Below are 13,898 nucleotides of genomic sequence, written 5' to 3' on the forward strand. Positions count from 1 at the left end.
CGGGGCTCACCCCCTTTCCGGTTCCCTCTCGGCTCGGAAACGACAAGTCTTGTCAGGGCGTGACCTCTGAGAAGATGGCGGTCCGGCCGGGAGGGAGCCCAGACATGGACGACAAGGAAGCGCTGAGAGTGGGCGCGGCCGTCCGCAGGCGGCGCAGGTCGCTCGGGTTCACGCTGGCGGCGGTCGCCGCGCGCAGCGGCCTGTCGGTGCCCTTCCTCAGCCAGATCGAGAACGAGCGTGCCCGGCCGAGCACCCGCTCACTCGAACGGGTCGCGGACGCCCTGGAGACCACGCCCGCCGCGCTGCGCGCCGCGGCGGACTCCGCCCGCACCGTCGACGTCGTACGCGGCGACTGCGGCGCCGGGGCCTCGGCCCCCGGCATCCGGCGGGTGGTGCGCGGCGGCCACCAGCTCGCCGCCAAGGAGTACAGCGGCGAGCAGGACACGGGGCGCGAGTACCAGCACCGCAACGACGAGATCATGTACATCGCCGACGGTGCGGTCGAGGTCGAGGCCGAGGGCCGCTCCTACCTGCTGGAGCGCGGCGACACGCTCTACCTCTCCGGCGGGGTCAGGCACCGCTGGCGCACCACGGAGCCCGGCACGCGCATCCTGGTCGTCGCCGTCGCCGAGCACATCGACGCGACCTTCGACCGGGACCGCTGAGCGGGGCGCCGCCGTGGCCGCCCGCCCCCGGGTCGTCTCCCTCGTCCCCTCGCTGACCGAGGCCGTCGCGGTGAGCGCCCCCGGGCTACTGGTGGGCGCGACCGACTGGTGCGTGCGCCCCGCGGGCCTCGACGTGGCCAGGATCGGCGGCACGAAGAGCCCCGACACGGCCGCCGTCCTCGCGCTCCGCCCCGACCTGGTCGTCGCCAACGAGGAGGAGAACCGCCCCGCCGACCTCGAAGCGCTCCGCGCGGGCGGAGCCGAGGTGCTCGTCACCGAGGTCAGGACGCTCGGGCAGGCGTTCGCCGAGCTGACCCGCGTCCTGGTCGGCGGCTGCGGCCTCGCGGCGCCGCCGCCCTGGCTCGACCGGGCACGCGCCGCCTGGGCCGCCGTGCCGCCCCCTGCGGGCGGCCGGACGCGCGCGGTCGTCCCGGTGTGGCGCAGGCCGTGGATGGTGCTCGGCCGGGACACCTTCGCCGGCGACCTGCTGTCCCGGCTCGGAGTGCGCAACGTGTACGCGGGGCACGCCGAGCGCTATCCGCGCGTGCCGCTCGACGAGCTGCGGGCGGCCGGCGCCGAGCTGGCCGTCCTGCCCGACGAGCCGTACCGCTTCACGGCCGACGACGGCCCCGAGGCGTTCCCCGGCCTTTCCGCCGCGCTGGTCGAAGGCCGCATGCTCACCTGGTACGGCCCGTCCCTCGAACAGGCACCGGCCTCGCTCGCCGCGGCGCTGCGCTCACCCCTGCGGCCGCGCTGAGGGCAGCGGCTGGGGGGCCGCGCGGGTGCGCCGGTGCGTGCGGGCGCCTGCGCCGGGGGTGTACGCCTCAGACGGTGTCCGTACGCCTCGGGCGGTGGCTCTGTACGGCTCAGGCGGTGGCCGCCGCCGCGCGGACGAAGTCGGCCATGACGCGGGTGTCGTCCGCCATCTCGGGGTGCCACTGGACGCCGAGCACCCAGCGCCTGCCCGCCAGTTCGACCGCCTCCACCGTGCCGTCCGGGGCCACGGCCGAGACGGTCAGGCCGTCGCCGAGGCGGTCCACCGACTGGTGGTGCTGGCTCGGCACGGTGCACTCCTCCGGCACCAGTCCCGCATAGCGCGTCCCCGGCAGCGGCGTCACGGGATGCGCGCCGAACTGCCCTGCCACCTCGCCGACATGGCCCTCGATGTGCTGGACGAGCGTGCCGCCGCGCGCGACGTTCAGCAGTTGCAGCCCCCGGCAGATGCCGAGCAGCGGGGTGTCCGCGTCGAGCGCCGCGCCGATCAGCGCCAACTCCCAGGCGTCGCGCTCGCGTGCGGGCGGCCCGGTCCGCGGGTGCGGCCCCGCCCCGTACCGCACCGGCTCCACGTCGGAGCCGCCGGCGATCACCACGCCGTCGAGCCGCGCCACCACGGACGCAGCCGTCCCCGGGTCGCCCGGCGGCAGCATCACGGCGAGGCCGCCGGCGCGCTGGACGAGGCCGGAGTAGCCGGCCGGCAGCAGCGCGGCCCGCATCCGCCAGGGCCCCCAGGCGGCCGGGTCCTCCCAGTAGGTGCTGATGCCGATCAGCGGCGCCATCGCGTCTCCTCCCCGAGTCCGGGCCGACGACCGGCCAAAGGTCTGTGTTCGTACCATTCGTGGTCCAGTGCATCGACGGTGCCGCCGTCGGCGAGGAAGCCGCGCAGCAGCGCCGCCGTCCCCGCGCAGTGCTCGCGCGCGATCTCGCGCGCCGCGTCCGCCTCCCGGTCGAGCACCGCGCCGACCAGCGCCGCGTGCTGGCGCTGGGAGTGCTCCAGATTGCGCACCAGCAGGGGGATGCAGTCCAGCAGGCCGTTCACCCGGGCGCGCACCCCCGCGTACTGCGCCGTGAGCGAGGGGGAGCCCGCGAGCTCGGCGAGGGCGAGGTGCAGCAGCGTGTCCCGCCTGCGGTAGTCGCCGAGCGGCGCCTCGTGCGTCGCGGCGAGCGCGGCGCGCAGCCGCTCGGCCGCGCCGTCGGCCAGGCCCTGCTCCGCGCAGAGCCCGGCGGCGCCCGACTCCAGCACCTCGCGGAAGCGCAGCACGTCGTCGAGGTCGGCGCGCGCCACCCGGCGCCGCAGCTCTGCGCCGCCCGCGTGCGGTACCGCGCCGGGTGCGGGGCGCGGGCGCACGAACGTCCCGCCGTACCGCCCCCGCCTGCTCTCCACCTCGCCGTGGTCCGCGAGCACCTTCAGCACCTCGCGCAGCGTGACCCGGCTGACGCCGAGCCGGCCCGCGAGCTCGCGCTCGGCGGGCAGCCGCCCGCCGGGCGGTACGAGGCCGAGCCTGAGCACCTGGAGGATCTGTTCGAGCGCCTCCTCGAAGCCGTTGCCCGCGTGCACCGGCCGCAGCACCGGCGCCAGCGCGTCCGCCCCCGCGGCGGGGCGCACGCCGTCCTGCGGCGCGTGAGCCATGTGCCTTCCCCTCGCAGGGCCGCGGCCACGGCCCGTCGTCCCTCGTGCTTCCCTCTCAAAGGTAAGCGGTTATACCTTAAGGCTTCCGGCTGACCGAAGGAGGCCATACCCCCGTGGCAGACCGCACACCCCCGCTCGCCACCGGCGACCTCGCGCGCCTCGTCGGCGCGGGCGAGGTGGACACCGTCGTCCTCGCCTTCCCCGACATGCAGGGCAGGCTCCAGGGCAAGCGCTTCGCCGCGCCCTTCTTCCTCTCCGACGTCCTCGACCACGGAGCCGAGGGGTGCAACTACCTCCTCGCCGTCGACACCGAGATGAACCCCGTCGACGGCTACGCGATGGCGTCCTGGGACCGCGGCTACGGCGACTTCGCGCTGCGGCCCGACCCCGCGAGCCTGCGCCGCGTGCCCTGGCACCCCGGCACCGCGCTGCTCCTGGCCGACCTGGCCTGGGCCGACGGCACGCCCGTCGCCGCCGCGCCCCGGCAGATCCTGCGCCGCCAGCTCGACCGCCTCGCGGAGCGCGGGCTCACCGCGCACGTCGGTACGGAGCTGGAGTTCATGGTCTTCAAGGACACCTACGAGCAGGCTTGGGACGCGGCCTACCGCGGCCTCACCCCGGCCAACCAGTACAACATCGACTACTCCGTCCTCGGCACCGGCCGCGTCGAGCCCCTGCTGCGCCGCATCCGCAACGAGATGGCGGGCGCAGGCCTGACCGTCGAGTCGGCGAAGGGCGAGTGCAACCCCGGCCAGCACGAGATCGCCTTCAAGTACGACGAGGCCCTGACCACCTGCGACCACCACGCCGTCTACAAGACCGGCGCCAAGGAGATCGCCGCGCAGGAGGGCGTCTCGCTCACCTTCATGGCGAAGTACGACGAGCGCGAGGGCAACTCCTGCCACATCCACCTCTCCCTGCGCGACGCCGCGGGCCGCCCCGCGATGGCGGGCGAAGGACCCGGGGGCATGTCGGCGCTGATGCGGCACTTCCTCGCGGGACAGCTCGCCGCGCTGCGGGACTTCGCGCTGCTGTACGCGCCGAACATCAACTCGTACAAGCGCTACCAGCCGGGGTCCTTCGCGCCGACGGCCGTCGCCTGGGGCCACGACAACCGCAGCTGCGCGCTGCGGGTCGTCGGGCACGGCCCCTCGCTGCGCTTCGAGAACCGGGTGCCAGGCGGCGACGTCAACCCCTACCTGGCCGTCGCCGGCCTGGTCGCCGCCGGCCTGCACGGTGTCGAGCGGGAGCTCGAACTCCCGGCCCCCTGCGCGGGCAACGCCTACGAGGGCGACTACGCGCACGTCCCCGCCACGCTGCGCGAGGCCGCCGAGGTGTGGCAGGGCAGCGCGCTCGCGCGCGCCGCGTTCGGCGACGAGGTCGTCGACCACTACGCCAACATGGCCCGCGTCGAACTCGCGGCCTTCGACGCCGCCGTCACCGACTGGGAGCTGCGCCGCTCCTTCGAACGCCTCTAGCGCACGTCCCGTACGCCCGTACCGCGCACGTCCCGCCCGCCCGCTCACGTAAGGACCAGGCCGCATGCCAGGGCACCACCACACCACCGGAGCGCCGCACCCCGCGGAGCACCGCGTACTCGACCCGGCGACCGGCGCGGCCGTCGCCACCGTCCCCGCCACCACCGAGGACCAGGTCGACGCGGCCGTGCGCACGGCCGCCGCGGCCCAGCGCGGCTGGGCGGCCGCCGCGCCCGCCGACCGCGCCAGGCTGCTGCGCCGCTTCGCGGCCGTCGTGGACGGCCACATCGAGGAGCTGGCGAGGCTCGAAGTCCGCGAGGCCGGGCACACCATCGGCAACGCGCGCTGGGAGGCCGGCAACGTCCGCGACCTCCTCGACTACGCCGCCGGGGGAGTGGAGCGCCTCACCGGGGCGCAGATCCCCGCGCCCGGCGGCATCGACGTCACCTTCCTCGAACCCCTCGGCGTGGTCGGCGTGATCGCGCCCTGGAACTTCCCGATGCCCATCGCGGCCTGGGGCTCGGCGCCCGCGCTCGCCGCGGGCAACGCGGTCCTCCTCAAGCCGGCCGAGACCACGCCGCTGACCGCCCTGCGGCTCGCCGAACTCGCCCTGGAGGCCGGCCTGCCCGAGGGCCTCTTCCAGGTGCTGCCCGGCGCCGGCCCCGTCACGGGCGACGCGCTGGTGACCCACCCGGGCGTCGCGAAGATCGTCTTCACCGGGTCGACCGCCGTCGGGACCTCGATCATGGCGAAGTGCGCCACCGCCGTGAAGCGGGTCACCCTCGAACTCGGCGGCAAGAGCCCCAACATCGTCTTCGCCGACGCGGACCTCGAACGGGCCGCGGCCGCTGCCCCGATGTCCTTCCTCGACAACGCGGGCCAGGACTGCTGCGCCCGCACCCGCATCCTCGTCCAGCGCGACGTGTACGACCGCTTCCTCGCCCTGCTCGAACCCGCGATCGCCGCCGTCACCGTCGGCGACCCGGCCGACGAGGCGACCGACATGGGCCCGCTGATCTCCGCCGCCCACCGCGAGCGCGTCCGGTCCTACGTTCCCGACGACGCCCCCGCGCTGCGCGGCGGCGCCCCCGAGGGCCCCGGCTTCTGGTACCCGCCGACGGTCCTCACAGGACTCGCGCCCGACGCCCCCGCCGCCACCGAGGAAGTCTTCGGACCGGTCGCCGCCGTCCTCCCGTTCACCGACGAGGAGGACGCCGTACGGCTCGCCAACGCCACCCCCTACGGCCTCTCGGGCTCCCTGTGGACCCGGGACGTGGGCCGGGCGCTGCGCGTCTCGCGCGCCGTCGCCGCCGGGAACCTCTCCGTCAACTCCCACAGCAGCGTGCGCTACTGGACCCCCTTCGGCGGTTACAAGCGCTCCGGCATCGGCCGCGAGCTCGGCCCCGGCGCGCTCGCCGCCTTCACCGAGACCAAGAACGTCTTCATCAGCACGGAGGACTGACCGCATGAGCACACCCACCCCCGCGCCCCAGGACCAGGCAGGCGGTGCCCCCGTCTGCCGCCGCCTCGTCGGCCGCACCGCCGTCGTCACGGGAGCGGGCAGCGGCATCGGCCTCGCCACCGTGCGCAGGCTCGCCTCCGAGGGCGCCCACGTCGTCTGCGCGGACATCGACGAGACCACGGGGAGGGCCGCGGCCGACGAGGCGGGCGGCCTCTTCGTGCGGGTCGACGTCACCGACCCCGAGCAGGTCGAGGCGGTGTTCCAGGCCGCGCACGACACGTACGGCAGCGTCGACGTGGCCTTCAACAACGCGGGCATCTCACCGCCCGACGACGACTCCATCCTCGACACCGGCCTCGACGCGTGGCGCCGGGTGCAGGAGGTCAACCTCACGTCGGTCTACCTCTGCTGCAAGGCCGCCATCCCTTACATGCGCCGCCAGGGCCGCGGCTCCATCATCAACACCGCGTCCTTCGTGGCCAGGATGGGCGCGGCGACCTCCCAGATCTCCTACACCGCGTCCAAGGGCGGCGTGCTCGCGCTCTCCCGCGAACTCGGCGTGCAGTTCGCCAGGGAGGGCATCCGGGTCAACGCGCTGTGCCCGGGGCCCGTCAACACCCCGCTGCTGCGCGAGCTGTTCGCGAAGGACCCGGAGCGCGCCGCCCGCAGGCTCGTGCACATCCCGCTCGGCCGGTTCGCAGAGGCCACCGAGATCGCCGCGGCCGTCGCGTTCCTCGCGAGCGACGACGCCTCGTTCGTCAACGCGTCGGACTTCCTGGTGGACGGCGGGATCTCCGGCGCCTACGTGACACCGCTGTAGGCGACGCGGCCCGGCGCCCCGCGGAGGGCCGGGTGCGGCGGCGCGCCGCACCCGGTCAGCGTACGAACCCCACCCCGGCATAGGCGGATTCGGCGCCCGGCAGGTCCGCGTCGGCCGGGCGCGGCGAGCCCTTGTGCCAGCACGGCACGACCCCCGGCTCCACCAGGTCGAGCCCGTCGAAGAACCGCAGCACCTCCGCGTGCGTGCGCGGCCGCAGGTCGATCCCCGCCGTGCGGTACTCCTCCGTGCGGTCCTGCTCGGGCGTGAGGAGGTCCATGCTCAGGTGGGACAGGATCAGGCAGCTGCCGGGCGCGAGGGGCGCGAGCAGCGTCCTGACGATGCCGTACGGGTCGCGGTCGTCCGGCACGAAGTGCAGCAGCGCGATCAGCGACAGCGCGACGGGCCTGCCGAAGTCCAGCGTCTCGCGGGCCTGTTCGAGGATGGTCTCGGGATCGAGGACGTCCGCCTGCACATAGGCAGTGCGCCCCTCGGGCCTGCTGACGAGCAGCGCCTCCGCGTGCCGCAGCACGATCGGGTCGTTGTCGACGTACACGATCCGGCACGTGGGGTCCACGTCCTGGGCGATCTGGTGGAGGTTCGGCTCGGTCGGGATGCCCGTGCCCACGTCGAGGAACTGGTCGATGCCCGCGCGGGCCGTCCACGCGATGCCCCTGCGCATGAACGCCCGGTTCGCGGCGGCTCCGTTGCGCGCCTCGACCGGCAGCCGCTCGGCCACAGCCTGGTCCACCGGGTAGTTGTCCTTTCCCCCGAGCAGGAAGTCGTAGATCCGCGCAGGGTGCGGCCTGCTGGTGTCGATGCGCGGAGCGGGCTTGCCTGATGCCATCGGAGGGCCTCCTCGGGGTCCGGCCGTCGTCGTCCTGCCGTACGGCAGCCGTACGCAGGGACCTTGCCACACCGGCGCCCGCCGCCGCGACACGCGCGGGAACGGAACCGGACGAACCGTCATCTGCCGCGCGGGGGCCGGGGCGTCGCGGGACACCCCGGCGGCGCGGCGTGCACCTACAGGAACGTGCGCCCCTCGCCGCGGTACGTCGGCACCGTCGCCACGACCCGGTCGCCCTCGATCAGGTGCAGCTCGGCGAACCGCTCGCACATCTCCCCGGCCTTCGCGTGCCGGAACCACACCGTGTCGCCGATCAGCAGGTCGTCGGCGGCCGAGCCGAGCAGCGGCGTCTGCACCTCGCCCGGGCCCTCCTGCGCGTCGTAGCGCAGCCCCTCGGGCAGGTACGGCACCGGCAGCCGGTCGGCGCCCGCGACGCCGGACGCCGGATAGCCGCCACCCAGCACCGTCACCACGCCCACGCCGGGCCTGCGCACCACGGGCTGGCCGAACAGCGCGGCCGGACGGCCGGAGAACGACGTGTAGTTGTCGAACAGGCGCGGCTGGTACAGCCCCGAGCCCGCGGCGATCTCCGTGACCGCGTCCTCGGCCGCCGTGTGCTGCACGCTGCCCGTGCCGCCGCCGTTGACGAATGCGAGACCGGGCGCCACCGCACGGACCGCGCGCACCGCCGCCGCGCGCCTGCCCGCCAGTTCCCTGCGCGCCGCCGCCTGCATCAGGCGGATCGCCCGCGAGCGCAGCGGCCGGCCGGCGACCGCGTCGCCCACGCCCGCCACATGGCCCTCGTACGCCATCAGGCCCACCACCCTGAACCCGGGCCTGCGCGCCACCGACCTGGCCAGCTCGGCCAGTTGGGCGGGGTCGTGCAGCGGTGAGCGCAGCGGGCCGATCCGCACCCTGCCGCCCAGCATCCGCAGTGACGTGTCCAGTTCGAGGCAGACCCGGATCTCCTCCCGACCCCCGTCGCGGGCCGCGTCGATCAGGTCGAGCTGCGCCGGGTCGTCCACCATCACCGTGACCGCGCCCGCCAGCTTCGGGTCCGCGGCGAGCTCCGCGTACGCGGCCCGGTCGGCCGACGGGTAGGCGAGCAGCACGTCGTCGAAGCCCGCGCGCGCCAGCCACAGCGATTCGGCCAGCGTGAACGACATCAGGCCGCGGAAGCCGTCCCTGGCCATGACCCGCTCCAGGAGGGCACGGCACCTGACGGACTTGCTCGCCACCCGGATCGGCTTGCCGCCCGCCCTGCGGACGAGGTCGTCGGCGTTGGCGTCGAAGGCGTCCAGGTCCACGACGGCGAGGGGCGCTTCGAGGTGCGCGGTGGCCCGGTCGTACCGTGCCCTGTCGGAGGCGAGGGGAGTCATGGGACCGAGCTTGCCAGAGCTGATTACCGGGCGGTAGACGTGCGCGCCCCACCGGCGGCGGGCCGCGGGCGGCGGGGCGCGCACGGCGCGCGCCCGCCACCGTACGGGACCTGCACGCGGCGGGACCGCGGGCCCCGGCGAACCCGTAGAGTGACGTCCGGACTTCAGGCGAACGCGCCTGTCCCGTACGGTGATCCGCACCGCGGCCGGACACGCGTGCCCCGCCAGGACAGGCGGCGAGACCAGGACCCGGAGGGCGGATGACCATCGAGGCGCAGGGCTCCGGCGCACCGCGGCCCGCGGCTCCGGTGCCACCGCGGCCCGCCGCGCCGCCCGCAGGGACCCGCGCGGTGCCGGGCCGCCCCGCGGCCGCACCGGCCTCGTACACCCTCGCGCCGCCGGTCCGGCCGCCGGCGCTGCCGCCGCTCCCGCCCCTGCCCCCGCACGGCACGTACCCGCGGCCCCCGGCGCCTGCGCAGGGACCGCGGCGGCGCACCCGGCGCACCGCCCTCACCGTCGCGCTCCTCGTCCTCGGGCTCGGCCTGATCGGCGGCGCGGTCACCGGGAGCTGGCTGCTCGACCAGGACCCCGCGCACGCGGCGGCCGACCGCTTCGACACGGCCAGGCAGCTGTGGCACACCACACCGGTCGACACCCTCTTCCCGCCCGTCGTGGACGGCACGGGCGCGGGACCCGACGGCGCCGACCGCACCTGGACCAGGCTCGGCGTCGCCCCCGACAGCGGCTGCGCCGCCGCCCTCGACCCGGACCTGGTCACCGCCCTGCGCGCCGCGGGGTGCCTGCGCGTCGTACGGGCCACCTACCGCGACGCCACGTCGAGCGACGTCACCACCGTGGGCCTGGTCTTCACCCGGGCCGGCCTCGCCGGCACCGCCACCCTGCGCACCGCCTTCAGCCAGCGGCGCCTCGCGGCCGATCCGCGGCTGCTGCCCGCCGCCTACCCGGTGCCCGGCACTGCCGCCGCGTCCTTCGGCGGCCCGCAGCGCGCCACGTGGAGCATCGACGTGCTCGCCCAGGCGCCGGTCGTCGTCTACGCGGTGACCGGCTTCGCCGACGGGCGCGCCGTCACGGCCCCCGAGCCCGCGGCCGCCGCCGAGGGGGCGCACGACACCAGCCCCGCGGGGCAGGCCGGGCTCGGCTACGAGGCGAAGGGCCTGGCCGACCGCGTCGGCCACACCGTACGCGCCCTCGCCGCCCCGAGCCCCATGGAGGGAGGGTGAGGCGGCCGCGGCGGCACACCGCAGCGACGCTCGCCGCCGTCTCCCTCCTGCTGCTGGTGCCCGCGTGGCCCGCGAGCGCCGACACCATCCGCGACCAGCAGTGGGCGCTCACCCAGCTGCACGCGCAGCAGGCGTGGCAGACCACCAAGGGGCGGGGCGTCACCGTCGCCGTCCTCGACACCGGCGTCGACGCCACCCACCCCGACCTCACGGGACAGGTGCTCGCGGGCAAAGACCTCATCGGCTTCGGCGCCCGCAGCGGCGACCGCTCCTGGGCCCGCCACGGCACCGCCATGGCGAGCATCATCGCGGGCCACGGGCACGGGCCGGGTGGCGGGGACGGCGTGCTCGGCCTCGCGCCCGAGGCGAAGATCCTCCCGGTGCGGGTGATCCTCGAAGGCACCGACCCGGCCAGGGACCGCGCCCGCACCAGCCGCGGCGACGCCCTCGCCGACGGCATCCGCTGGGCCGTCGACCACGGCGCGGACGTCATCAACCTCTCCCTCGGCGACGACAGCGCCGCCGCCCACCCCGAGCGCGCCGAGGACGAGGCCGTGCAGTACGCGCTCGCCAAGGGCGTGCCCGTCGTCGCCTCCGCGGGCAACGGCGGCCAGAAGGGCGACCACATCTCCTACCCTGCGGCCTACCCCGGCGTGATCGCGGCGGCCGCCGTCGACCGCTACGGCACGCCCGCCGACTTCTCCACCCGCCGCTGGTACGCGGACGTCGGCGCGCCCGGGGTCGACGTGGTGATAGCGGACCCCGACCGCCACTACTACGAGGGCTGGGGCACCAGCGCCGCCGCCGCGTTCGTCTCCGGCACCGTCGCCCTCCTGCGCGCCGCGCACCCGGACCTCACCCCGGCGCAGATCAAGACGCTCCTGGAGAAGACGGCCGACACTCCGAAGGACGCGGCCTCGGCGGGCGGCAGGGACGACGCGACCGGATACGGCGTGATCGATCCGGCGGCCGCGCTCTCCGACGCCGACCGGATCGCCGCCGCGGATCCGCACGGCGCCCCCGCCGGGTACACCAGGCGCTACTTCGGCCACGGGCCGGGCGACACGCCGCACTCCACGGGCCCCGCGGCCTGGCCCGCCCCGCTCGCGGGCGGCGCGGGCGGCCTGCTGCTGCTCGCCGCGGGCGCGGCGTGGGGCACGGGCCGCCGCCGCGCGGCGCGCGCCCGGGCCTGACGGCAGCAGGACGCGACTCCTGACCGGCACCAGGTGCCCCAGGCCGGGGCGCGGTCCTCGGCCGGATCCTCCTCGCCTGGGGCGCGTACCTGAAACGGCCGGGTCCTCGAAGCCGGGGCGGGGTCCCTCCTGGCCCGGCGCGCGGTCCTTCTAAGCTCGGGGCGTGGCCCTGAAGAACATCCCTGACCCCGGTTTCGCCGACGACGACGGCAGCGCGGCACCCGAACTCGCCGCGGCGCTCACCGCCTGGTCCGCCGACAGGTCGGCGGAGCCCCGGGTGCTCGCCGCGCTGCGCACGGCCAGGCTCCTCGTGCCGGTGGTCGCGGTGCTCGGCGAGGCCGAGGAGGGCGGCCCGGGCGACCCGACGGGCCTGCGCAGGGAGAAGACCAGCGACATGGCAGTGCCGACGCTCACCGCGGGCGACCGGCGGGCCCTGCCGGCGTTCACCTCGACGGCGGCGCTCGCCGCCTGGGACCCCGCGGCACGGCCCGTCGCCGTGCCCCTGCACCAGGCGCTGCAGGCGGCGGCGCACGAGCGGGCCGACACGGTGGTGCTCGACCTCGCAGGACCTGTGCCCTACGAGCTGACGGGCCCCGCACTGCGGGCGCTCGCCGAGGGAGGAGGCTCGGGCGACCCGCTGGCCGACCCCGCGGTCACCGGCGCCGTGCGCCGGGTCGTCGCGGCCGAACCCGCCGTGCTCAGCGCCCACCTCGGGCCCGGCAGCGCGGACGGCCTGCTCGCACTCGTCCTCGACCCCGGGGCTCGCGACCCCGCGGCGGCCGCGCGCTCCGTCGCCGAGGCGCTCGCGGCCGACGAGACGCTGCGGGCCCGCCTGGTGCGCGGCCTCGACCTGGCCCTGCTGCCGCCCGGCGCGGCCCCGCCGGGCGAGCCCCTCCACGTACGCGGCGCGTGAGCCGCCCCGGCCGGTGCGCGGCCGGGGCCCTCAGCCGTAGACGGGGCCCGTGTACTTCTCGCCCGGCCCCTGGCCCGGCTGGTCCTTGACGACGGAGGCCTCGCGGAACGCCAGCTGGAGCGACTTCAGGCCGTCCCGCAGCGGCGAGGCGTGGAAGGAGCTGATCTCCGTCGCGCTCGCGTCCAGCAGCCCCGCCAGGGAGTGGATCAGCTTGCGTGCCTCGTCGAGGTCCTTGTGGGCCTCGCCCTCCTCGGTCAGCCCGAGCTTCACCGCGGCCGCGCTCATCAGGTTGACCGCCACCGTGACGATCACCTCGACGGCCGGGACCTCCGCGATGTCGCGGGTCAGGGCGTCGTAGTCGGGCTGCTCGGGGGCAGCCTGACCGGCTGCGGGCGTCGCGTCACTCATGCCGCACACCCTAGGCGCTCCCCGGCGCGCCTCTCGACGAGCGGCCGGTTCGCCCGGTACGCGCGCGGAGTGCTAACCTTGTGTGACGACCGGCCGGGAGCGCATGCCTCCGGCCCACAAGTGGAGGCTCCGATCTCCCACCTGGCCGCCCCCGAGGCGGCGGGTCACCGGTCAGGCGGTCCCCATCGTTCCGTACGGACGATGGAGCCGCCCGATGCGCCCCGCGGCGACGCGGCGGTGCTCCGGTATTCCTTGGAGCTCCCGCCTGTGTCCGTCCGGGGCATTTTTCGTGTTCCGCCGCGGTTGGTCCACACACGCACCAAGTGATGCGGCTGTCTGCCAGACAGCCGGTCAGTCCTAACCGAGGAGGATCCATCAGCGCCGAGCCCCGCATCAACGACCGGATTCGCGTTCCCGAAGTACGACTCGTCGGTCCCAGCGGCGAGCAGGTCGGCATCGTGCCGCTTGCCAAGGCCCTGGAACTGGCCCAGGAGTACGACCTCGACCTCGTCGAGGTCGCGGCGAACGCCCGGCCGCCCGTGTGCAAGCTCATGGACTACGGGAAGTTCAAGTACGAGTCGGCCATGAAGGCCCGTGAGGCGCGCAAGAACCAGGCGCACACGGTCATCAAGGAGATGAAGCTCCGGCCGAAGATCGACCCGCACGACTACGACACCAAAAAGGGTCACGTGGTGCGGTTCCTCAAGCAGGGCGACAAGGTCAAGATCACGATCATGTTCCGTGGTCGCGAGCAGTCCAGGCCGGAGCTCGGCTTCCGACTGCTCCAGCGTCTCGCTTCGGACGTCGAGGAGCTCGGTTTCATCGAGTCCAACCCGAAGCAGGACGGCCGCAACATGATCATGGTGCTTGGCCCGCACAAGAAGAAGACCGAGGCCATGGCGGAGGCCAGGGAGGCGCAGGCCGCCCGCAAGGCCGAACGCCAGGGTGGTGGCCAGCTCACCGCGGAGGCCGACGAGGACGCCGAGGGATCCGCCGAGGCGTGATCCGCGGCCGCTCCACAGGGCTGCCTCCGGCTCCGGGTTCCTCCCGGAGCCCCATACCGAAGAATGACGCTTCCGCGCGCCGGC

The 13,898-nt window shown here is 75.3% G+C and carries 14 protein-coding genes; 9 read left to right on the forward strand and 5 right to left on the reverse strand.

Translation table 11 applies throughout. From position 1 onward, the window contains the following. The first annotated feature begins 104 nt into the window (after positions 1 to 104). Positions 105 to 665 (forward strand): XRE family transcriptional regulator, encoded by a 561-nt coding sequence (locus AB0910_RS12160; RefSeq protein ID WP_366744451.1) that lies wholly within the window; start codon positions 105 to 107, stop codon positions 663 to 665. Positions 666 to 678: 13 nt separating this feature from the next. Beyond that, on the forward strand, positions 679 to 1,422 hold the full coding sequence (locus AB0910_RS12165; protein WP_366744452.1) for a helical backbone metal receptor: 744 nt from the start codon (positions 679 to 681) through the stop codon (positions 1,420 to 1,422). A gap of 109 nt (positions 1,423 to 1,531) precedes the next feature. Here AB0910_RS12165 and AB0910_RS12170 read toward each other — a convergent pair whose 3' ends face one another. Continuing rightward, on the reverse strand, positions 1,532 to 2,221 hold the full coding sequence (locus tag AB0910_RS12170) for a gamma-glutamyl-gamma-aminobutyrate hydrolase family protein (protein WP_366744453.1): 690 nt from the start codon (positions 2,219 to 2,221) through the stop codon (positions 1,532 to 1,534). Further along, positions 2,209 to 3,072 carry an FCD domain-containing protein gene (locus AB0910_RS12175; RefSeq protein ID WP_366744454.1) on the reverse strand — a complete coding sequence of 288 codons (864 nt, stop codon included), beginning with the start codon at positions 3,070 to 3,072 and terminating at the stop codon, positions 2,209 to 2,211. Before AB0910_RS12175 ends, AB0910_RS12170 begins: the two co-directional genes overlap by 13 nt. A 113-nt stretch (positions 3,073 to 3,185) precedes the next feature. Between AB0910_RS12175 and AB0910_RS12180 the strand changes: the two genes are divergently transcribed. The 3 genes from AB0910_RS12180 (at position 3,186) to AB0910_RS12190 (ending at position 6,832) form a co-directional block, all read left to right on the forward strand. Continuing rightward, positions 3,186 to 4,550 carry a glutamine synthetase family protein gene (locus AB0910_RS12180; RefSeq protein ID WP_366744455.1) on the forward strand — a complete coding sequence of 455 codons (1,365 nt, stop codon included), beginning with the start codon at positions 3,186 to 3,188 and terminating at the stop codon, positions 4,548 to 4,550. Positions 4,551 to 4,614: 64 nt separating this feature from the next. Next, complete coding sequence (locus tag AB0910_RS12185) at positions 4,615 to 6,012, forward strand: aldehyde dehydrogenase family protein (protein ID WP_366744456.1); 1,398 nt, start codon at positions 4,615 to 4,617, stop codon at positions 6,010 to 6,012. A 4-nt stretch (positions 6,013 to 6,016) separates the two neighbouring features. Further along, a complete protein-coding gene (locus AB0910_RS12190) occupies positions 6,017 to 6,832 on the forward strand; it encodes a 3-oxoacyl-ACP reductase (protein ID WP_366744457.1) in 816 nt (271 codons plus the stop codon). 55 nt (positions 6,833 to 6,887) lie between these two features. Here the strand turns inward: AB0910_RS12190 and AB0910_RS12195 are convergent, their stop codons facing one another. Continuing rightward, positions 6,888 to 7,676, reverse strand: a complete 789-nt coding sequence (locus AB0910_RS12195; RefSeq protein ID WP_366744458.1) for an SAM-dependent methyltransferase — start codon at positions 7,674 to 7,676, stop codon at positions 6,888 to 6,890. A gap of 176 nt (positions 7,677 to 7,852) precedes the next feature. Continuing rightward, positions 7,853 to 9,055, reverse strand: coding sequence for an amino acid deaminase/aldolase (locus tag AB0910_RS12200; RefSeq protein WP_366744459.1), 1,203 nt, complete (start codon positions 9,053 to 9,055; stop codon positions 7,853 to 7,855). A gap of 260 nt (positions 9,056 to 9,315) precedes the next feature. Between AB0910_RS12200 and AB0910_RS12205 the strand changes: the two genes are divergently transcribed. The 3 genes from AB0910_RS12205 (at position 9,316) to AB0910_RS12215 (ending at position 12,402) form a co-directional block, all read left to right on the forward strand. After that, positions 9,316 to 10,296: a hypothetical protein gene (locus AB0910_RS12205; protein WP_366744460.1), complete on the forward strand. Its 981-nt coding sequence runs from the start codon at positions 9,316 to 9,318 to the stop codon at positions 10,294 to 10,296. Next, the gene (gene mycP, locus AB0910_RS12210) at positions 10,293 to 11,489 is read left to right on the forward strand and encodes a type VII secretion-associated serine protease mycosin (protein ID WP_366744461.1); all 1,197 of its coding nucleotides are present in this window, start codon (positions 10,293 to 10,295) and stop codon (positions 11,487 to 11,489) included. The genes AB0910_RS12205 and mycP overlap by 4 nt, the downstream gene beginning before the upstream one ends. Before the next feature lie 163 nt (positions 11,490 to 11,652). Then, on the forward strand, positions 11,653 to 12,402 hold the full coding sequence (locus AB0910_RS12215; RefSeq protein WP_366744462.1) for an SseB family protein: 750 nt from the start codon (positions 11,653 to 11,655) through the stop codon (positions 12,400 to 12,402). Positions 12,403 to 12,432: 30 nt separating this feature from the next. Here AB0910_RS12215 and AB0910_RS12220 read toward each other — a convergent pair whose 3' ends face one another. After that, a complete protein-coding gene (locus AB0910_RS12220; protein ID WP_345645988.1) occupies positions 12,433 to 12,810 on the reverse strand; it encodes a DUF1844 domain-containing protein in 378 nt (125 codons plus the stop codon). A gap of 326 nt (positions 12,811 to 13,136) precedes the next feature. Between AB0910_RS12220 and infC the strand changes: the two genes are divergently transcribed. Continuing rightward, positions 13,137 to 13,814, forward strand: a complete 678-nt coding sequence (gene infC / locus AB0910_RS12225) for a translation initiation factor IF-3 (RefSeq protein ID WP_366744463.1) — start codon at positions 13,137 to 13,139, stop codon at positions 13,812 to 13,814. The last annotated feature ends 84 nt before the right edge of the window (positions 13,815 to 13,898 follow it).

This window comes from Streptomyces sp. NPDC047002, assembly GCF_040704505.1.
GTDB lineage: Bacteria > Actinomycetota > Actinomycetes > Streptomycetales > Streptomycetaceae > Streptomyces.